Genomic DNA, 20,455 nt, shown 5'->3' with positions numbered 1-20,455 from the left:
GATTCTTGAATATAGTTAGGTTAATACCAAGAAAGGCGGCCGATAAAATGGTTACCACGCACTCAGGCACTATTCCTTCTTCCACTACTCTTTATACGCATACCCAGGAATTAATCAAAGAGGCCTTAAACGCCCTGGGCTATTCGGAGCATATGTACGACCTGCTTAAAGAACCGCTTCGTACGATGATTGTCCGCATCCCTGTCCGCATGGATGATGGAAAAACCAAAATGTTCACCGGGTACCGGGCACAGCATAATGATGCGGTGGGCCCTACCAAAGGAGGGATCCGGTTTCATCCGGACGTTACTATCGAAGAAGTGAACACCCTTTCGTTATGGATGACTTTAAAATGCGGACTCGTGGACCTTCCGTATGGAGGCGGAAAAGGGGGCATCGTCTGTGACCCGCGCCAGATGTCTTTAGGTGAGCTGGAACGGCTCAGCAGAGGCTACGTGCAGGCCATCAGCCAAATTGTAGGTCCCACGAAGGATATCCCCGCTCCGGATGTTTATACCAATGCCCAGGTGATGGCCTGGATGATGGATGAGTACAGCCGCATCCGGGAGTTTGACTCCCCGGGGTTCATTACCGGAAAGCCTCTGGAGCTGGGCGGCTCGCTGGGAAGAGAATCAGCGACAGCCCAGGGAGTCGTGGTAGCTGTGGAAGAGGCGTTACAGTTAAAAAATATGAGCTGGGACCAGAGCAAGGTTATTATTCAGGGGTTTGGGAACGCGGGTAGCTACCTGGCCAAGCTTCTTTACGATAAAGGGGCGTCCATCGTAGGCATCAGTGATGTTTTGGGCGGGATTTATGACGGGCAGGGCCTGCCGGTGTATGAGATCGCGGAGCAAAGAGACAGCTTCGGGATGGTGACCAATCGATTCGAAAACACTATTTCCAATGAAGAATTACTGGAGCAGAAGTGCGATATTCTAATTCCCGCTGCCGTCTCCAACCAGATTACTTATGCCAACGCCCATCGCATACAGGCCAAAATTGTCGCAGAAGCAGCCAACGGCCCGACGACCTTTGAAGCAACCAAAATCCTGCACAGCAGAGATATTTTACTTGTCCCGGATGTGCTCGCAAGTGCCGGCGGTGTGACCGTCTCTTACTTTGAGTGGGTGCAGAACAATCAAGGATATTACTGGACGCTCGATGAAATTGAAACCCGCCTGCATCATAAATTAAGAAACGCTTTCCGTTCCGTTTATCACATGGCTCAGGAAAAGGAAATTGATATGCGTACTGCTGCCTACATTGTAGGTATACGAAGAATAGCCGCAGCCTCTGAATTCCGCGGGTGGGTATAATATTTTCTCTCGTTATAATAAGCAGCCCTTGAAAGAAGATAGTCTCTTATTTAAAAAACAAGCACCCCGAACCCTGTAGGCGAGATGTCTGGAAAATACGGAAGTTTTATCGCTTCATTTTTTGAAATAAGATACCAGCTAAACATCACAGTTAATAACTCTAAAACAGCCGGTGTTATGGCCCGCTCATAACTTTTTCATCAGCATGGCCCGTACCCGCAGTGCGTCATGCCGGATAAAAGCATGAGCATTCCTATAATAATTCCACTAATTAAATAAACGATTAACAACAAAAAGATCAACCATGGAAAAAATACTTCCTGCCTAAGATGTTGATAGGCGCGGACGCTGAACACGATGGAGCACCCCGCACATCCCAGAAGCACCCCCATCGGAAGAAAAAATCGCCCCCAATAACCGAGGGCACCAAGAAAAGGAACCAATCCGTAAAGATACAGAAAAAAGAAAATGAGGGGGATAAAGCTCACAGCTAAAGCTATTACTCCCCAGCGTTTAGCTAAACTCATTGTAAGCCTCCCTTGATTTACTGCTTATCAGACAATCAGAATCAGCACGAGTATAACATACATCTTTTTCCATTTTCAGAACGAAATCTATTTGTCTCATCTTAACTAAGCAGGATAAAACAAGTGTGTGCCGTTTATTACTTTCGCATGTAGAGAGGGTTTTCCATGAGTTTCATTTGGAAACTGGCTTTATGTTCCATTTTTAATAGACCCATTATTCTTAAACTCGTTATGGTTTATTGATATTATCGCCAATGAAATTATAGCTGCTGTCGCTGCTTTCACCGGGCAGAAAATACTAACCAGGAAAGAAAACTCACAGCTACAAAATAAGGAGCAAAAATGAAAAAGACGATATTATTAACAATTACCTTTATGCTGGGCCTGACCCTGATAGGCTGCGGTCCCGAAAAAATGGCTACCTCCGCTCAACCCATTCAGGGCGTTGCCGTATCTGATTCCGAGGGTTTTAGGGGCGGTAGTCAGGAATTCATTTGGACCTCAGAAAAACAGGAAGAGATAGAGGCATTTGAACAGTTAATCAGCAGCGCGAGCAGAGAAAGCATTCAAGCAAAACCACCTATTTATGATATGACTATCGACTACGGGGAAGGCGAAACAGGTGGAGAACGCCTAATTCATTTAACGGAAACCTCGGACGGGCATTTTGCTTTAATGTATGCCGGGCATGAAAATAAAACCTATTTGGCCAATAAAAGCAGTACGGACAAGGTTAAAAAACTTTTGCCCTAATATATTGGGATTTATTCCAACCTCAGAACTTTTTGAAGTTATGTTCTCCGCGCTTCTCCGGATGAAGAAACGCCTCTCCCCATCACTATTCTCCGAACGTGTTCTAAAGGCAAATTGCAATCATTATTCAATTGCATTTTTCCTTCACTCCAACAAGTGAACTCCTATGGTCACTAAAACAACGATGCCATTCCCTTTAAAAACGTTGAAAATAAACATGAACAGCACTGCAACGACGGCAGCCAAAATTTACTTGTTTTTTCAATGCTTATGCAAAAAGATTTTTTATTTGAATTAGCTGAACGAAAAATAATGAATATAAATAGGTTTTTGGCCAAAAACCAGCCTTCCAGGTGAAAACCACGCCTGGTACTCCAACGATAAAAGGAAGCTTGCGGTATGGGATAATATTCACTGAAAATGTATCATGCACACCCTTTCCTGCTTACGCCAAAGCCCTCATTTATACAGACACTTTAAATAACTTTGAATGATACTGACGCCTTCTCAATCAATTATTATAAATACAAGATTAAGCGCCCCGGCTTCAATAAAGCCCGGGGCGCTTAACCTGTCATTTTTGGTTCTTTTTTTGTAATGCAGCAAGGGTCATCATTTCATACGCTACAGTTGAAGCCAGAGCAGCGGTAATTTCTCCGTTATCGTAAGAAGGCAAAACTTCAACCAGATCAAAACCTTTAAAATCTATCCCATTTAAAGCTCTTATATATTCTAACGCCTCAAAACTGGTTGGTCCTCCCACTTCAGGGGTGCCTGTTCCTGGAGCATAAGCTGGGTCTACAAAATCGACATCAAAAGACAAAAAGGCTGCACTTTCCCCTACTCTTTCATGTATTTGACGAATCGTCTCTTTTTGCCCAAGCTCATGCATTTTTTTCATTGGAATCGTTTTAAATCCTAATTCCTCAGGGTTACTAACATCCTCAGGTCCATAAAGCGGTCCGCGTAAACCTACCATTATCGAATGATCTACATCAATTAGTCCTTCCTCCACCGCTCTTCGGAATGGGGTGCCGTGCATGTACTTTTCGCCAAAATAGTTGTCCCATGTATCACTATGCGAATCGAATAAAACGAGAGCTATTGGTCCGTAATGCTTTGCAAAAGCACGCAAGTGACCTAATGTGATCGAGTGGTCTCCGCCCAGGATTATTGGAGTTATATCGTGCTCAAGTACATGGCTTAATTCATCCTTGACTGTATCATACGAAGCGTGGATATTTTGAGGAATAATTTCGAAGTCGCCATAATCCACCGCTGAACAGTATTCAAAAATATTAATTTCCTGGTTGGGATTATAGGGGCGAAGCAATATAGAAAAATCACGGATATGCTGCGGGCCCAAACGCTGGCCGGTGCGATTTGAGACTGCCGTGTCAAACGGATTTCCTATAACCGCAATATCCACATCTTCCACTGTGCGGATATTTTCCAGGCGCATAAATGTACGTATCCCAACATAGCGTGGTGACATTGACGAATTTTTTGGCTGATACATTGTTAACTACTCCTTTAATGATTAATTGAACACCTTCATTAAAAAAAGAAGGTATGGGCCATCAAAATAATGATGGGCAGGGTGATAATGGTCCGCTGAATAAATACGATAACTAAATCCAAAATTCCGATGGGAATACGTGAGCGTATTAATAAAATTCCCACTTCGGACATATAAATTAATTGTGTTAATGACAATGCTGCTATGACAAATCTTGTTAACTCACTTTCAATACCACTTCCGATAACTGCCGGTAAAAACATATCTGCAAATCCCACAATCATGGCTGGAGCTGCGTCTGTCGCTTCCGGTATACGTGCCCATTCTAGAAAAGGAATCAATGGATAGGATAAATAATTAAACAATGAAGTATACTCGGCTACTATTAATGCAATGGTTCCAAGCCCCATCACAAGCGGAATTAACCCCAGCCATATATCCAGAACATTTTGGCTCCCCTGCTTTAACACTGATCTCAGGGAGCGCACTTCATAAGCCTTTGTTAGAGACTTTTCTACAGCCCATTTCAATCTGGAGGTTTCTGCAGGTACTTCTTCAGAAATTTGTTTTCCCACAGGTTCATAGTATTCTTCTTTTTTTCTTTTTAACGGAGGAATGCGGGGGCATATAATAGCTGCTACTACTCCCGCCGCCACAATGGTGGTGTAAAATTGTATAAACATGTGCCCCATTCCAATAGTGTTTAAGACAACCAGGCTAAAAGCAATCGAAGCCACAGAAAAATTAGTAGCTATAACAGCTGCTTCTCTTTTGGTATAGTACCCCTGTTCATACTGTTGAGTAGTTATTAGTACACCCACGGTTCCACTGGCCATCCAGGAAGCCGTCGCATCAATTGATGAGCGTCCGGGAAGTGTGAACAGCGGTCTCATCAGCGCTCTTAACATTGTACCAATAAACTCCATCAGTCCGAATTGAAGTAATAAAGGCATAAAAAAACCAGCTATCAAGAACCACGTGGTCAGGACCGGAACTAAGCTGTATAGAACAGTCCCGCCAGTGGTGGAGGACCATATAAATTCAGGGCCAATTTCCCACAGTGTTAAAGCAGCAAAAACCGCCCCTATTAAGCGTAGTATCACCCAGGACCATCCGACATTAAACAATTCCTCAAAAAAGGGGTATGAGGACATAGCTTCTGGTTTTCTGAGAGAAATCGTTTTTGCCCCTATCGTCATAATTATTGAAACAAGTAATACAATCGTCATAAAAAACGGTAACTGATTTTCGAATTGAACCTGAAGCCATTCAGCCAGTATGCCAATCGCAATGGTCCATTGCTGATTATAGGGAACAGGGACTAAAAACAAAAATAAACTCAACAAAGATACACTAAAAGATTTGATTTGATTCGAACGAGACCAGATCAGGTTTCCGTTTTCCCCGTTTTTCTGTATAGAATCACTCATAAGACCACCTTAGTAATTTGTCATACGATCACTTACCTTTAACCCGATAAATAGCCGCTGTTTTTGCCAATGCCGTCCCATCCTTAATATATTGCACCTCCGTTAAAATGCTTGAACTGCATTGATACCGCTATCATTTTTTCTTTTCGCAATTGTATAATTATTTTGATATCGTGAATAGAACCAATTACAAAAAATTAATGGTACCAGATAAAATAAAATTATTTGAAATCCTTGTCCAGCATAAAATTACCCCGATCCTCTGAGAATCAGGAGGTGGTGGAATAATTTAATTCATTCATAATTTTTTTAGGATGGGGTTTAATACTTAATTTGAGGACATTTTAATAATAGTTAACTTAACAAATATCGATTCAAAGTATTTTTACTTATAACGTTTTAAGGCCGCCGGGTCTTTTTTTGAAGACCCAGGGCATCAACCAAGACTTATGCTTCCTTTTCCTATAGTTTCCAGGTGAATCAAAAAACAGTCTTTTCGTTTCTGTCATTTTTTACTACGATAGAGTGTATGATTTCACCTGCCCTTCTGTTAGGAATGAGCGGTGTTATCAAAAGTTTGGTGCGGAAGCATATTACATAAGTCAGAAGCACTATGTTTCCCGGACATCATTAAGGAGGCTTTTACATCATGAATGGGAAAAGCAAGCAGGAAATTCTGGAGAGTGTGCCCCAAAAAGGTTTTTTTGGCCATCCTAAAGGGCTGTTTACGTTATTTTTCACGGAGTTCTGGGAACGGTTCTCCTACTACGGGATGCGGGCCATCCTGTTATTTTACATGTATAACGAAGTCTCCAACGGAGGCCTCGGCCTGGATGAAGGAACCGCGGCTTCGATTATGGCGATTTACGGCTCCCTGGTTTACATGTCGGGGATTATTGGAGGCTGGATCGCCGATAGGCTGCTTGGCAGCACGGGCACCGTATTTTACGGCGGCATACTCATTATGCTTGGCCACGTAGCCCTTTCCTTCCCTGGGGGCGTCCAGGCTTTATTTGTCAGCATGTTTCTGATCGTGATCGGCACCGGGCTGTTGAAGCCGAACGTGTCGAGTGTCGTCGGCGATCTGTACAGCCCGACAGATAACCGGAGAGATTCAGGGTTCAGCATTTTCTACATGGGTATCAACCTCGGCGCATTTATTGCTCCGTTAATTGTCGGCACCGTCGGCCAGAGCTACAATTTTCATCTCGGCTTCGGCATCGCTGCTGTCGGCATGCTCGCCGGCCTGTTGGTTTTTGTGGCGACCAAAAGGAAATACCTCGGGCTCGCCGGAACCAATGTGCCGAATCCGTTATCGAAAACGGAAAGGAAAATTGTCGCCGGCCGCGTGGGCATTGGCGCCATTATCGTCGGGCTGCTCGGTGCCGCTTCCAGCTACTTAGGAATTTTAACCATCGCAAATTTTGTTTTCCTTATCAGCATCCTCGGGGTCGTCATCCCCACCATTTACTTTATCGTCATGTATAAAAGCCCGAAAACGACGGAAACGGAGCAGTCCCGTCTGCTCGCCTACATTCCCTTGTTTGTGGCTGCCATGATGTTTTGGGCCATCCAGGAGCAGGGATCGGTGATTCTTGCACGGTATGCCGATCAGCGTACGGAGCTCAGCTTCTTCGGCATTGAGCTGCAGTCTTCCTGGTTTCAGTCGCTCAACCCGCTGTTTATCATCTTCCTGGCACCGCTGTTTGCCTGGATTTGGCTTAAATGGGGCGACCGCCAGCCTTCCACGCCCAAGAAGTTTGCCTTCGGCTTATTTTTTGCTGGACTGTCGTTTTTAGTTATGATTGTGCCGGCAGTGATCAATGGCACCACCTCACTCGTCAGCCCGTGGTGGCTCGTGCTCAGCTTTTTCCTGGTTGTTCTCGGGGAGCTTTGTTTATCCCCGGTCGGCCTCTCATCCACCACAAAGCTTGCACCGGTCGCCTTCTCCGCCCAGACAATGAGCTTATGGTTTTTAACAAATGCCTCTGCGCAGGCGATTAATGCGCAAATTGTGAAGTTTTATTCCCCCGACTCGGAGATCGTTTATTTTGGGATAATCGGAGGCGCTTCTATTCTGCTGGGTGTCCTTCTCTTAGCCCTTTCCCCGCTGATTCAACGGTTGATGCGGGGCGTTAATTAAAGATAATAAATAAGACGCGCTAAACCTTAAAAGGTGAGCGCGTCTGTTTTTTTATGGGTACAGAGTCATAATTACACTGATTTCCTTTTTTACCCTTCTTTGCCTGTAGTCTTTCCCATATAATGAAGGCACACTGGTATAGGTGTTTTCGGCTTTAACAATATAACTATACAGAGGAGTGTTTGAATGGAAGGTTTCGGTCTGATTGTAGTAATTACGCTGGGAGTGCTGTTTGTTATTTTTGCCACGGCAAAATTGAAGCTGCATCCGTTCTTGTCCTTGTTGATCGCTGCATTTGGTCTCGGTATTGCTGCAGGGCTGCCGCTGCCGGATGTGGTGGAGGCTGTAAACAGCGGCTTCGGAGACCTGATGGGCGGCATCGGGCTGGTTATTGTATTCGGTACAATTATTGGGGTGATTCTGGAGAAATCCGGGGCGGCGCTGCGCATGGCGGAAGTCGTTCTGCGCCTCGTGGGGGAACGCCGTCCCCAGCTTGCCATGAGCGTGATCGGAAGCATCGTCAGTATTCCGGTCTTCTGTGACTCTGGCTACGTTATTTTGTCGTCTTTGAAAAAAGCATTGGCACGAAGAGCGAAGGTCACCGTCGCCTCTATGGCCATCGCCCTGTCCACAGGACTGTTTGCCACTCATACCCTCGTGCCTCCCACGCCCGGGCCGATTGCGGCTGCCGGAAATATTGGCGCGGAGGATTATCTGGGCACAATCATTTTAATCGGTATTGTGGTAGCCATCCCGACTATCATTGCCGGCTACCTGTGGGCGATCAAAGCAGGGACTAACATACATATCGAAGGCGAGGATGACCACTCCTTCGACTATAATGCCATCGTAAACGAATTTGGGGCGATGCCGTCGGCCCTCAAATCCTTTGCCCCTATTGTGGTGCCGATTCTTCTGATTGGATTCAGCTCGGTGATTACGTTTGCCGGCTGGCAGGGCCCGGTATTTGACCTGTTTCTTTTCCTTGGCGCGCCGGCAGTAGCGCTTCTGATCGGCCTTTTGGCCGCCTTTTTATTAATGCCCAAATACGATGAGGAAACCTTGACCGAATGGGTGGGCACCGGTATTAAAGAAGCCGCGCCAATCCTGCTGATTACCGGCGCAGGCGGCGCTTTCGGCTCGGTCATTACGGCAACGCCCGTGGCCCAGTTCATCGAAGGCGTCGCCGCCAATGAAGCCTTCGCCGGCGCCATCTTTGTCTTTATCCCGTTTTTGATTGCGGCCGCCCTGAAAACAGCCCAGGGCTCGTCTACCGCGGCGCTCGTCATCACATCGTCACTGGTAGCACCGCTTTTGGGCGAATTGGGCATCGAGGGAGCCCTGCCGCTTGCGCTCGTCGTCATGGCTGTCGGCGCAGGGGCGATGGTCGTTTCCCACGTGAACGACAGCTACTTCTGGGTCGTCAAAGAGTTCAGCGGCATGTCGGTCACCCAGGCGTATAAAGCACAGACCACAGGGACGCTGATTCAGGGCGCGACAGCCATTTTTGTCACGTTTGCTTTATGGTTGATTTTTGTTTAACGGCTCGGATTATCACGATTTAACAAAGACGCTTCCATGCGGGAGCGTCTTTATTTATCCGAATAATATAGAAAAAGGCGGAGGCCTGCTGGTTTTCAGCAAAACCATCCCTAAACTTACTGCGTGCATGGAAACAGTAAAGGGCTTATGAGCTTCCCTTTAGCCGCATACCTAAGCAGTTGCTCTCAGCTGTTTTGCACCACATGCACATCGCAGTTTGCTTTTCGGCGGATGGCCTTAGACGTGTGACCAAATATCAGGCGTTCGAACCGGTTACCGCCGCTTTCGCCTATAATAATAGCATCTGCCTGGTAGCGTTTGGCTAAATCGACCGCTAATCGTTTCTTCGGGGCCCCTGAATCCATCACCGTTTCAACGTTCTCAATTCCATACGCCCATGCGGCCTGCTGACAGGCTTCGAGATACAGGGCGGCTTTCGTCCGCAACCGTTCGATGCCTTTAGGGTCCATACGCTGGAGCGTCGCATATCTCTTTTGGTCGAATACAAAAGCGATGATTAATGTGGCACCGTGTTCGGCCGCCATTGTCTTTGCCTCGTCGAACACAGTGTAGGTTGGTATCTCGACAGCATCAATTCCTACTAAAATCCGTTGATAATGGGCCATAATTTTCCTCCTCATCCTTCAAGTGATCATGGTTTTCATTATTTTCTGTATACTTATGAAGGGGGCGCGACCTTTTTGTGGGAGCGTTGGTTCAGGTTCCTGTAAAGATAGTATTTTTCCATTCCCACTTTTCTTTTTATATAACCTTTTTTACCAAAGACCGTCCCTTAACCCGGTTTCCTCCAACTATTATATTTCCTGTCTTCGAGGCAATCATCTATTCTTCCATGGACGTCGCCATCTGCATTGCTTCCAACGGATCACGCCCGGTTCTTAATTCATACACCATGCTGCCGTCCTGCCAGCGAATATCGGCGTTAACTTCTTCGCTTCCCCGTTCATAATGGATATCCACTACGCCTAATTCACCTGGAGCCGGGAGGGTGTGGCTCTCAAGATATTCTACGATTTCCCGGGCGACAGCCGGGTGATCAATTTCGTCTTCAGTCGCAGAGGAGAGGCTTAAAAGCCAATTCCCTTCCTCCCAGCTGAAGTACTGGCTTCCTGTTGCCCCTTCCCCGTATCCGGTAATTCCATAGCCAAGATCTTCTCCTCCCTGCTCGAACGGTCCCACCTTTTTCCCGTTTTGAAAAGACTCCAGCTCCGCTACCGCTTCCTGCTTACTGGCAAACCGGGACCCTGTAACATGCGCCAATGCCTCTCCCTCGCTGGTCTGGTATTGCACGCTGTAGGTTTGGTCATTGTTGGAAGCTACAGAAACCAGCACATTTTCAATTGATTGGCCGGGGAAACTGGACGGCAGAAAGATCTGGTCTTCTTCCATTACCAATTCCTGCCGGACACCTTCAGGGGACTGTTCTGATGAGGTTTCGGACGATTTCGGTTCGTCTTGGGATTTCGTCTCTCCTTCATGATCAGCCGAATTATCGGCATTATCTTCTTCCTGGCTGTCACTATTCATAGACGCTTCCTGGGCCCCGGCACTTTCAGACGAAGATTGCCCGTCGCTGCATCCGATGAGCCCTGTGCTGAGTACCAGTCCTACGAATGAGAGAATGATTTTCGGTTTTTTCATGGTACTTCCTTCTTTCCTTTTATCTGTATTTTTCTTCCATTATATCAAATAGAGTAATATGGTCAGTAAAACAGCATTGCCATTCGCATGTAAAAAGTTAAACTTAGGCAATAGCAACATCGCAGCGCCTGCCGCTTGTTTTTTACGCCTGGCAGGCAAAAGATAAAACAAAGACGCTCCCGCGCGGAAGCGTCTTTATATATGTACAGACAAAGCCGGAAAGCCGATGGCCTCCAGCTGTTTTGTCTAATACTATTTCAGCAGTTCACTCAGGTTCTTGTCGTCCTGAACCATCAGCAATACTTTGCCCTCATCCAGATCGTCCTCTAGATCTTCGGCTTCCTGCTCCGTAAATCCTAGCTCCTGAAGTTTAAAGCGCAGCTCGTCTCCCTTTTTCGAGAAACGGTTTTCGGAATCAACGCCGAATTCCTTATCGGTCGGCTCATTGGTGTCTGCCTTATCCGCAATCCGGTCGGTGCGGTCATCATCGTGGCTCATGACGTAAATATCGTTACGGCTGATACCGTTATCCGTGAGCTTCTGTACGTCCTGCTCAATGTTGTCTTCGTTGGTGTATTCTTGTACCTGCGGCTTCATGCTTGATTCCTCCTTGTGTATTTTCGAGCTTTTGTCTGAAATCAGACGTCTTCTATTCTTTCGTTTTCTGGTATTGCCCAGCAATGCCAAACGAACGGCTAAGAAGAGTGCGCCATAAATGATGATACCCCGTTGGGCCTGTGTACAAACTCTTCTTGCTTTCTATTTTTCTGCGAACTTTCGGCTCTTTTTAATTTTTATCCTATCGCTCTAATATAGATAAAAAAGACTACCTTTTTTTGAGATAGTCCCTCAATTGTTAACAGCTATTATGATTTTGTCTAATGAAACAAAGCCGCCCTTACCGAATAACGCAGCGGTTCATCTTTGCCTCCATTTTTTTTAAAAGTGCTCTTTTTCTTGTTCAAGCACGCTTTGGCATAACTCCAGGCTAATCCTTCCATACGAAATATTCACGTATGGCTCTTTGCAGGGTGCCGAGGGTTTTAATGTGGGAGCCGCCAACCTCCTGGAACAAAGCGGGCTCCATGGCCATCTCTCTCGAAATTCCGGTTAATACTGTTTCACTTCCCATTAATGAAACCCCTTCAATGATTCTTATAAAATCCTGTAGCTTCTGCTTTTCCATAGGCTCTGCCCCGGACAGATCAATGATTAACACTCGAATTTTCTGCTCCGCTACATTCCTCAGGGCATTTTCCTGCAGCAATTCAAGGCGCCGCCCGTCTATTGGGCCTATCAGTGGTAAAATACAGATGGAGCGCCCGAGCGGGATGATCGGTGTCGACAGATAGTCAACTAACTGCTCCTGGTTTTGGATAAGAGTTTCTTTGTAGGTGGAATAGCTTTTCAAAAAAGTATGTAAAAAAGCGTCTATCTGGTTGTTTACTTTTCGTTCCCATTGGAAAAAATCATGAAAGTGTTTTTCCCCGGCACGCGTCTGGTAGGCTTCAATAAACAGCCAAATCGTTCGGCGCAGGGCATGCACCCATTCCAGCCTAAAGGATAATTCAATATCCTGCGCAGCCCAAACGATGCCCTCCTGTTCAGCGAACGCTTTCAGTTCTTCTTCCTTTCCTTCTAGAGCCAGAGAAACAAACTGATGGGCGTTGACCACCAGGTCAATATTACCCTGCTGCAATATATCGCGGACATCCTTCTTTACCGTGGCGGCTTCTTCAATCAGCATTTGTTCGAACAACTGGGCGTTTTGATTATAGAAATCCTTTAACGTCATTGAATGATCAAATATATACGTCACAGTATCTTCCTCCCTGTCCCTTCGTAAATATTGCCTGTGCCGCTCACTAAATAGTCCGGGAAGTATGTACTAATTTTTCAAAAAAGAATGAATTATTTGTATTATATATACATATTTAAAAAAATGAAATGCCAAATCGGGTTCGAAAAGAAAAGAATTTGGGAGAGAAGATGCTTTTGCTGCAATTGTGCCCCTGGGCGAAGCGATATGTCAAATTAACATTAAAAATAAATCTACGATCGCCGCATCCAAATTTTCACGAACGTTACAACGATCGACTTAATATGCTTTTCTATGCGTCCATGAGTTTCAGACTAAAAAACATCCCATTTTGAGTTAAAAATGGGATGAACGGGGCGGTCCGCGCCGGTGATTATATTAATTTTCCATTACTTCTCTTCCGTTAAGCGGCTGGACCGGACGGTGGTTGTCGTCATAAATTTGCTGAAACTCCTTCAATTGATCACTTGAAACAGAGACCGGCTCCCCGTAAACGATCCAGTTCACTCCTTCTGTACACGGCGGGGTCGTTAATGACCCTTCATACTGAAAGTTCGTTTCGGAGAATGGCAGCAGTTCTTCCAGATCGAGGCGGTTCTCGGAAGAAGCCGGGGCTTCTGTTTCGCTTGACGGCATCTTGTCCCAAAATGACGAAGGGAAAGTTGTACCGCCTCCTTCCTCAAGCATAAATGCGCTCACGACAATTTCACCTTCGGAACTTTCGTGTACAAGATGAAGCTCCATATCTTCGTAATCTCCATTGAGTTGATGTTCACTTGGCGCATGGAAATGAAATTGGGAAAGTGTGTACTCCTCCCCATCATAAGTTAATGTATTATTGGCGTTTTCAGGTTCTGCCAATATGGTATGCCCGTCGTTGTTAATGGTGAAATTGGTTGGCTCATAATTCATTTGTACATCAGCACTGCCCCGTTTTGTTTCTGCTTCCCGAAGGTTTACGGGCGATTGGCTTTCTCCCTCGGTGCACGTAGTATAATCAGCGTCCAGGCTCCCCCAGTGCTCCGGCCCCGTTTCACCCTTATAGGACCATTCGGACTTTTTTTCAGAAGAAGGAGCTTTTTCCATATCCAGGGGGAAAAAAGGAAACATACTTACGGCTGTCAAAACAGTCGAATAAATAAAAGATACAGCGATACGGCATCATTCCTTATCAAATTATAGTAAAACGTGAAAACTGCCAGATTTTTGACTGCTTATGGGCCCGGGCTCCGAAGCAGCCACTCTGTATCATTGAATTTTTCCTTTTCCAGCCGGTATCAAACGAGAGGTAAGAAGGCTTTTGTTACTCTCCATCGATACTCCTGTTTTGTGGCCCGGCATCAGTCTCTTTACTCCCCGGGCCTTGTTTCTCCCCCAATAGAAGAAAGCTGCCTGTATAAAAACAGCTTTTTCCCGTTGTGCATGATAAAAATAAAAAACCACCAGAGCAATACGAGCCCTGATGGTTCCACGCGAATTTTAATGTTTATTTCGGCTGTTGGCTTTTAGTTTTGTTCATCTGTGCTGGATTAATCAATAGAAGCGTGGCGAATACGCCGTATAAAATCACTGCAGCTATTTCCATTTTATTCTTCCTCTCTTTCTTTGGTCTTTTTATTTTTAACGCATTCTGATAAAAACCGATAAAGTATGGATTTTCCCGTATGACCTGTCTCCAGCCTGTTTGTCACAGACTGCATGGGCCTTATCTCTTTACTATGCTTTCAATAAAAAAAGCCGGAAAAAGAAACGGGGTTCCTTTTTCCGGCTCATGTACTGGCTTATATATCCATTCATTTCCGCCGACCATTTAATTGTTAAAACAGTAAAAGCTGTTTTGGTTTTTTGCGTTATAAATCATATTTACCCGCTTGGTTTCCAGGTAAAACATACCGATCCTTCAATCACTGCTATTTTGAAACAAACTTAAAAATTTTCTAATTCTCTTACCGGAACCCTGCCACAAAGCACGACGGGTGCTGGTGCTTATACTCGTCCTTCCAGGCAATATCGACCGGCTTCCATATATCTTCGTCTGTACGGAGGAAAAAGATGCCATGGTTATTGAGCGCGTAAAAAATGCTGGTATCCTCCGGATCCTGGGTTAAGACATGGGCGAAAGACCCTGCCGGAAGCCCCCGGGATATTTCACGGAAAGGTGCTTCTCCCTGCTTACGGTAAATGGCGGAACTGGCGGCATCGGACGAGTGGGCTTCACGCGGGCCTTTAGAGGCGGAAACGAGACGGTCGTCCGCGTCTGCTGCGTTCAGCACCATGTTATAAAGGTATGGATGTTTCTCCAGTCCTTCACTCTTGTAATGCCAATGGGCGCCGTCGTCATCGCTTTCTGCATACGAAAATGAAGCGTTCATAAACCCATCCCCGCAGGCTGCATACAAACGACCGGGAGCGGACGGGTGAGCCAGAAGGGTATGCACATCTCTCGGGCTATGCTCCGGCCGGTCCTGCCAGGTGCTCCCGTGATCCGTTGAAAAAAGCACAGCTCCGTACTCAATGGAGACCGCTATACGATCCGGAGCCGCATAGCTTGGAGTTATCCAGCGGACATGATGCGTGTGGGGACGTGGCGGGAACTGCCACTCCGGTTTGGAAGCCATATGCTGGATAGCCGTCCATTCATGCCAGTGCTTTCCTCCATCTTCCGAGTAATAAACCGCCGAAGGCTCGGTGCCGGCATACACAATATGTCCCCACTCCCCCTTTTTTATCGGATGTGTGCCGACAAACGTGATGTACGGTGAAGGAATACCGTCGGCACCCGCTGGTTCAAAATACAATTGCGGCTTTCCTATCGCCTGCCAGCTTTCTCCGGCGTCCTCGCTTTTCCATAATCCATGCCCATAAGTGGCACAATAAACAATGGAATTATCAGAAGGGTCCACCGCCACCCGGACCGGCTGGGTCCCTTTAAGCTTCGTCTTCGTTTGCCATCCCTCGCCGCTCTGTGTGAGTACAAGTAGTTCATTTTCCATACCTGCGTATAATACCCTCATGCTTTTCACCCTCCTTAAAGTATAGTGGTATATGTATGGCCAATAGTGGTCTCTTCCCGTTTTTCCTTAAAGAAATGCCTTTCAAGTCTATATAACTCTAATGAAAAAGCCCTCCGGACTCCTGCCGGAGCGGAAGGCTTAAGCAATATTCCACTGGCGCTTTTAATCGGTCTGCCGGAACTCCGGACTGCGCCATAGCAGCAGTCCGGTTAACAAAAGCCCGGTCACGGCGGTGTACATCAGTACCGTCTGGATCGGGATGGATGCTGCCACTAGAAATGAAATAAGCGCAAAGGCTATAGGCTCAAACCCGCTGGCTGCAAAGTTCACCAGGCTCATCACCCGGCCGAGCTTGTTGTTGTCGGTTTTTTCCTGAATCATGGTAATCGTCGGCAGGTACACGAGCATCCCCGCGCCTCCCATGAGCGTAATCACAGCGACAAGCACAGGGAGCGCCTCCACCTGGCTGAATACAAGCAGGAGAATAAAGCTTGCCCCCATGGCCCCCAGCACCCAGCTTCCTCTTCGCTGCTTCAACGACCACGTAACGAGCAGCACGCTCAACAGAAAGGTGCCAGTCGAAAATCCTCCCTCTAATAAGCTTAACTGCCACGGAGCGCCTCCGAGCGCGCTGATGAGCATCGGAATGCTGATCAGAAGCGGTCCGATCATCAATAAATTAATCGTAATAATCACCATCGTGCCGGCACGGTGGATGCCTGACTGCCGCACGTAAGCGAGGCCCTCCTTCAGATCCATCCAGGCGGTATGACGCCCGCTCCTCGCTTCCGGAATCGGGTCCTTTAAAAACGGCGGATAAATCAGAATGGTCGACAGCGCGATCAATCCAGCCGCTGCGGAAAACGAAAAGGCAAAGCCGCCGAAGGTTAATAACAGCCCTGCCCCCACCGGGCCGATAATAAACATCAGCTCCGTGGAGCCCTGATACCAGGAGTTCGCCTGCTGTAATTGATGCACCGGCACAATACTCGGAATCATGGCCGACGCTGCCGGGAAAAAGAACGCATCCAGGAAGCCAAAGATAAACGCCAGAATAATCAATGAAGTCGTCTGCAGGGCATCCTGCTGCACGAGCACCACCAGGACAACCATCACCGCCACCTGCATCGCATTCGTCGTAAACATGATGCGCGACTTCTGGATTTTATCCGCAAGCACCCCGCCATAAATCATCATGGCCACCCGCGGAATGGCGATCGTCATCATAACAACCCCGAGAATGGCCGGCTGCTGCATTTCATCGACGACAAACCAGGAAACGGACAAAAAGAAAATGGAAAAGCCAAGCATCACCGTCATCCCTGAGAGCCATACGAGCACAAACGTTTTATTTTTTAATAATGAAGTCCATGAATCAGCCATCTGTGCCCTCCTGTAAATTTCTGCTGCTTTTATTTATCATCCGGAAGCCTTAATCCCCCGCCAGAAGATTTGCCATATCCGATCAACGTGGGTGCGGATTTGTTCTTTATTAAAATCGTAATAACGCGTGTCAAAGTCAATGCCGCTCAGCAGGCATAAGTAGCTTTCCGTAATAAGATCACTCGCAAGCGACGCATCAATGGCCCCCTCGTCCTTTCCCTGCCGAATAACGGATTCAATATGCTGATCCGCAGCACTGCCGTGGTATTCCACCATCTGCTGCATTTTCGAAGCGAGCGCTGGAGGAGGAAAAAATAAAAACCGGTAATAAAACTGGCTGATCGTGTATTCGTCGTAATACACTTCAGCGAGCCGGTACAGTAACGTTTTCAGCTGGGTCTCCGCCGTTTCTGCTCCCAGAGCCTCTAACTCGCTGCGTACAATCTGGTTGTATTCAAGCACAGCTGTTTTCACCGTGGCCAAAAAAAGCGCCTCTTTGTTTGTAAAATGCGCATACAGCGAAGGCTTCTGCATGCCTATCTGTTTGGCAATCGCTGCAAGCGTCGCGCCTTCATAGCCCCGCTCTGTAAACAGCTCCAGACTTGCTTGGATTATGCGGTCGCGTGTTTCCATCAAATCATCACCTTTTTCATCTCTTTTCCTACCTAACGTTAGGTAAATTTAACATATGTATTGCTTTAATGCCAGCATCATTTTTAGAATCCACATACATAAATAAAGCAACGCTCTTGTACAGAGCCTTGCTTTACTATCGAATTTACGGTAGTAATCTTGGCACAGTCTTTATAAACTACCTGTCTGCTCTATTATGTCATCCATCTGTTTCACAAGCGCCTGGCGTTTTTCGCTGTCACTGGCATCCGGATGCGGGTCACCGAAATCGCCGGCGTCATTGTCATAGTATTTGCCGGAGGCGTCCGCAAACGTATCCGACAGCGCCGCCTGGTACAGGATATTTGCCCCGATGGTAATATCGCTGCCTTCGACGCCGAATGCCCGTTTCACCATTTTACTTCCGAGCAGGGAACCCGGATTCACCGCCACCATTACGGGGTCTACGCGCGGAGCGAGCTCCATCGTCCACATTGTGAGGGCGAGCTTGCTCTGGGCATAGGCTTCCCCGTCCTGGAGATGTTTGTTTCCTGAAAGTGCCTCCGAATCTACAGGCTTCTGCGCCGCAGAAGAGAGGTTTACGACGCGCCCCGACTCGTCCATCAGCGGCAGCAGCTCGTTCGCCAGAATGTACGGGGCGAACGTATTCACTGCAAAGCGGATATCCAGGCCGTCTGCGGTGGCAGCTTCTGTCGCGTTATAGACCCCGGCGTTATTGATGAGCACATCGAGATGACTGTGCTTGTTCGTGACTCCGAGAGCCAGGCTTCTTACCTCAGCCAGCTGGGACAGGTCCGCCACATACTGATCCGCCTGGGCGTTGCCGAGCTCTTCTGCCACATTTTCCAGCTTTTCCGCGCTGCGGCCGTGAAGCAGCACCTCGTGGCCCTCGTCCATCAGCATTCTCGCCGTTTCCATCCCGATGCCGTCGGTCGCTCCTGTAATTAAAATTTTCATCATGATCCCTCCAGTAAAATTCTATGAATTCTTCCGTTGTTTATTTGAATACTATCATGCCCGCTCTTTCCCTTTATTCCCTGCATTGCTTCAGTCAAACTAAGGCGCCCGCCTCATCCTCTGTCTCGTTTTTCAGCAGCGAGTATGTTATGATATGTAAAGAGTCATCAGATGATCATACTACTTAACGCAACCGCTTTCAAAAATGGACCCACTTTTCATTTCAAAGGAGGAACACCCGATGCAACAAACTAACACTACGAGCGATGTAATTTTGATCGGCGCCGGCATCGTTAGTGCCACGCTTGCGACATTACTCAAAAAGCTGGAACCCGAGTGGCGCATTACGATTTTCGAAAAGCTCGACTCCGCCGGACAGGAAAGCTCAAATGAATGGAACAACGCCGGCACCGGACATGCGGCTCTCTGTGAGCTGAATTACACTCCCGAGCAGCCGGACGGCTCTCTCAAGACCAGCCGGGCGGTAGAAATTAATGAACAATTCCAGATCTCGAGGCAGCTCTGGGCGCACCTGGTGGAGCAGGGAGATCTTCAAAGCCCCGAGGAATTTATCCGTCCCCTCCCTCATATTAGCTTTGTCTACGGCGAGGAGCATGTGGAATTTCTGCGCAAACGGTTTGACGCGCTGGATGGCCATCCCCAGTTTGAAGGCATGGAATTTTCCGAAGATCCGGAGCGGATCAAAGAGTGGATTCCGTTGATGATGGAAGGGCGCGACTCTGACGAACCGATAGCGGCCACGAAGGTCGACCACGGCACCGATATTAATTTCGGGGAATTGACCCGCCAGATGCTTGCCAATTTGGAAAAACAAGATAATGTAGACATCCGCTACAACCACTCTGTGGAAAATGTCGCCCAGCGAAGCGACGGCACGTGGGAAGTAACCGTAAAGAACCTGAATCAGGAATCACTCGAGGAGCATACCGCTTCCTTCGCCTTTATCGGTGCCGGCGGCGGCGCCCTGCCGCTGCTGCAGAAAACGGGCATCCCTGAAAGCAGGCACATTGGCGGCTTCCCGATCAGCGGCGAATTTCTCGTCTGTGACAATCCAGAGGTCGTCCAAAAGCACCACTCCAAGGTGTACGGCAAAGAGCCGGCCGGCACGCCTCCGATGACGGTACCGCACCTGGACCGCCGCCACATCGAAGGCAGGGACACGCTGCTGTACGGCCCGTTCGCCGGGTTTACACCTAAGTTTTTAAAACAGGGATCCCCGCTGGATCTATTCGGGTCGGTTAAACCGTCGAACGTGCTGACCCTGCTTGCAGCCGGCGCCAAAAATACGCCGCTGCTTAAATACCTCGCCCAACAGCTGACCCAGTCCAAGGAAGACCGGATCAAAGAACTGCGCAACTTTGTGCCGAATGCCTCCAATGACGACTGGAATCTTCTTGTGGCCGGCCAGCGTGTACAGCTGATCGAGGATACTGAAGAGGGCGGCCGGGGCGCCCTGCAATTCGGTACCAAGCTGATTCATGCCCAGGATCGAACGATGGCGGCCCTGCTCGGTGAATCACCGGGCGCATCCGTGTCCGTATCGATCATGCTTGAAGTATTAAACAAGTGCTTCCCCGACCATCTGGAGGCCTGGGAGCCAAAACTCAAGGAAATCATCCCGTCCTACGGCCGCTCGCTCGAGGACAACCCGGAGCTGCTGGAAATGGTGCACGACTCCACCTCGCGTACGCTCCGGCTGACCGAGGCCGTAACGTAAGCCCCTTTCATGCACGTAA

17 protein-coding genes are annotated in these 20,455 nt (G+C 47.6%); 5 read left to right on the top strand and 12 right to left on the bottom strand.

All coding sequences use genetic code 11. From position 1 onward, the window contains the following. The first annotated feature begins 47 nt into the window (after positions 1-47). Positions 48-1,316: a Glu/Leu/Phe/Val family dehydrogenase gene (locus tag B5066_RS12700; RefSeq protein WP_079476272.1), complete on the top strand. Its 1,269-nt coding sequence runs from the start codon at positions 48-50 to the stop codon at positions 1,314-1,316. 200 nt (positions 1,317-1,516) lie between these two features. Here the strand turns inward: B5066_RS12700 and B5066_RS12695 are convergent, their stop codons facing one another. Next, positions 1,517-1,843: a hypothetical protein gene (locus B5066_RS12695; RefSeq protein ID WP_079476271.1), complete on the bottom strand. Its 327-nt coding sequence runs from the start codon at positions 1,841-1,843 to the stop codon at positions 1,517-1,519. Positions 1,844-2,185: 342 nt separating this feature from the next. Here B5066_RS12695 and B5066_RS12690 point away from each other — a divergent pair, with 342 nt between their 5' ends. Further along, a complete protein-coding gene (locus B5066_RS12690; protein ID WP_079476270.1) occupies positions 2,186-2,596 on the top strand; it encodes a hypothetical protein in 411 nt (136 codons plus the stop codon). 574 nt (positions 2,597-3,170) lie between these two features. On the opposite strand, the gene speB is transcribed toward B5066_RS12690, so the two are convergent. Beyond that, positions 3,171-4,115 (bottom strand): agmatinase, encoded by a 945-nt coding sequence (gene speB / locus B5066_RS12685; RefSeq protein WP_079476269.1) that lies wholly within the window; start codon positions 4,113-4,115, stop codon positions 3,171-3,173. Between the two features lie 38 nt (positions 4,116-4,153). Further along, positions 4,154-5,545: a YjiH family protein gene (locus tag B5066_RS12680; protein WP_079476268.1), complete on the bottom strand. Its 1,392-nt coding sequence runs from the start codon at positions 5,543-5,545 to the stop codon at positions 4,154-4,156. Between the two features lie 649 nt (positions 5,546-6,194). On the opposite strand from B5066_RS12680, the gene B5066_RS12675 reads away from it, so the two are divergent. Next, positions 6,195-7,688, top strand: a complete 1,494-nt coding sequence (locus B5066_RS12675; protein ID WP_079476267.1) for a peptide MFS transporter — start codon at positions 6,195-6,197, stop codon at positions 7,686-7,688. A gap of 186 nt (positions 7,689-7,874) precedes the next feature. Beyond that, entirely contained in the window at positions 7,875-9,230 is a 1,356-nt protein-coding gene (locus B5066_RS12670) for a GntP family permease (RefSeq protein ID WP_079476266.1), read from the top strand. A gap of 185 nt (positions 9,231-9,415) precedes the next feature. On the opposite strand, the gene B5066_RS12665 is transcribed toward B5066_RS12670, so the two are convergent. The 9 genes from B5066_RS12665 to B5066_RS12625 all read right to left on the bottom strand — a co-directional run bounded on the left by B5066_RS12665 (position 9,416) and on the right by B5066_RS12625 (position 18,698). Further along, positions 9,416-9,856, bottom strand: coding sequence for a universal stress protein (locus B5066_RS12665; RefSeq protein ID WP_158219116.1), 441 nt, complete (start codon positions 9,854-9,856; stop codon positions 9,416-9,418). A gap of 217 nt (positions 9,857-10,073) precedes the next feature. Further along, a complete protein-coding gene (locus tag B5066_RS12660; protein ID WP_079476264.1) occupies positions 10,074-10,892 on the bottom strand; it encodes a hypothetical protein in 819 nt (272 codons plus the stop codon). A 252-nt stretch (positions 10,893-11,144) separates the two neighbouring features. Continuing rightward, positions 11,145-11,489 carry a YflT domain-containing protein gene (locus B5066_RS12655; protein ID WP_079476263.1) on the bottom strand — a complete coding sequence of 115 codons (345 nt, stop codon included), beginning with the start codon at positions 11,487-11,489 and terminating at the stop codon, positions 11,145-11,147. Positions 11,490-11,880: 391 nt separating this feature from the next. Next, the gene (locus B5066_RS12650; RefSeq protein ID WP_079476262.1) at positions 11,881-12,711 is read right to left on the bottom strand and encodes an STAS domain-containing protein; all 831 of its coding nucleotides are present in this window, start codon (positions 12,709-12,711) and stop codon (positions 11,881-11,883) included. 378 nt (positions 12,712-13,089) lie between these two features. Next, positions 13,090-13,821 carry a carbonic anhydrase gene (locus B5066_RS12645; protein ID WP_079476261.1) on the bottom strand — a complete coding sequence of 244 codons (732 nt, stop codon included), beginning with the start codon at positions 13,819-13,821 and terminating at the stop codon, positions 13,090-13,092. Between the two features lie 836 nt (positions 13,822-14,657). Continuing rightward, the gene (locus B5066_RS12640) at positions 14,658-15,725 is read right to left on the bottom strand and encodes a WD40/YVTN/BNR-like repeat-containing protein (RefSeq protein WP_079476260.1); all 1,068 of its coding nucleotides are present in this window, start codon (positions 15,723-15,725) and stop codon (positions 14,658-14,660) included. 162 nt (positions 15,726-15,887) lie between these two features. Continuing rightward, positions 15,888-17,108, bottom strand: a complete 1,221-nt coding sequence (locus B5066_RS12635) for an MFS transporter (protein ID WP_079476259.1) — start codon at positions 17,106-17,108, stop codon at positions 15,888-15,890. A gap of 36 nt (positions 17,109-17,144) precedes the next feature. After that, on the bottom strand, positions 17,145-17,741 hold the full coding sequence (locus B5066_RS12630; RefSeq protein ID WP_079476258.1) for a TetR/AcrR family transcriptional regulator: 597 nt from the start codon (positions 17,739-17,741) through the stop codon (positions 17,145-17,147). 171 nt (positions 17,742-17,912) lie between these two features. Further along, positions 17,913-18,698: an SDR family NAD(P)-dependent oxidoreductase gene (locus B5066_RS12625; RefSeq protein WP_218669543.1), complete on the bottom strand. Its 786-nt coding sequence runs from the start codon at positions 18,696-18,698 to the stop codon at positions 17,913-17,915. Positions 18,699-18,903: 205 nt separating this feature from the next. On the opposite strand from B5066_RS12625, the gene mqo reads away from it, so the two are divergent. After that, entirely contained in the window at positions 18,904-20,436 is a 1,533-nt protein-coding gene (mqo, locus tag B5066_RS12620) for a malate dehydrogenase (quinone) (RefSeq protein ID WP_079476256.1), read from the top strand. The last annotated feature ends 19 nt before the right edge of the window (positions 20,437-20,455 follow it).

Origin of the sequence: Marinococcus halophilus, from assembly GCF_900166605.1 — a bacterium.
In the GTDB taxonomy this organism is placed as follows: Bacteria; Bacillota; Bacilli; order Bacillales; family Marinococcaceae; genus Marinococcus; species Marinococcus halophilus.
This window is presented reverse-complemented; position numbering and strand designations above follow the sequence as displayed.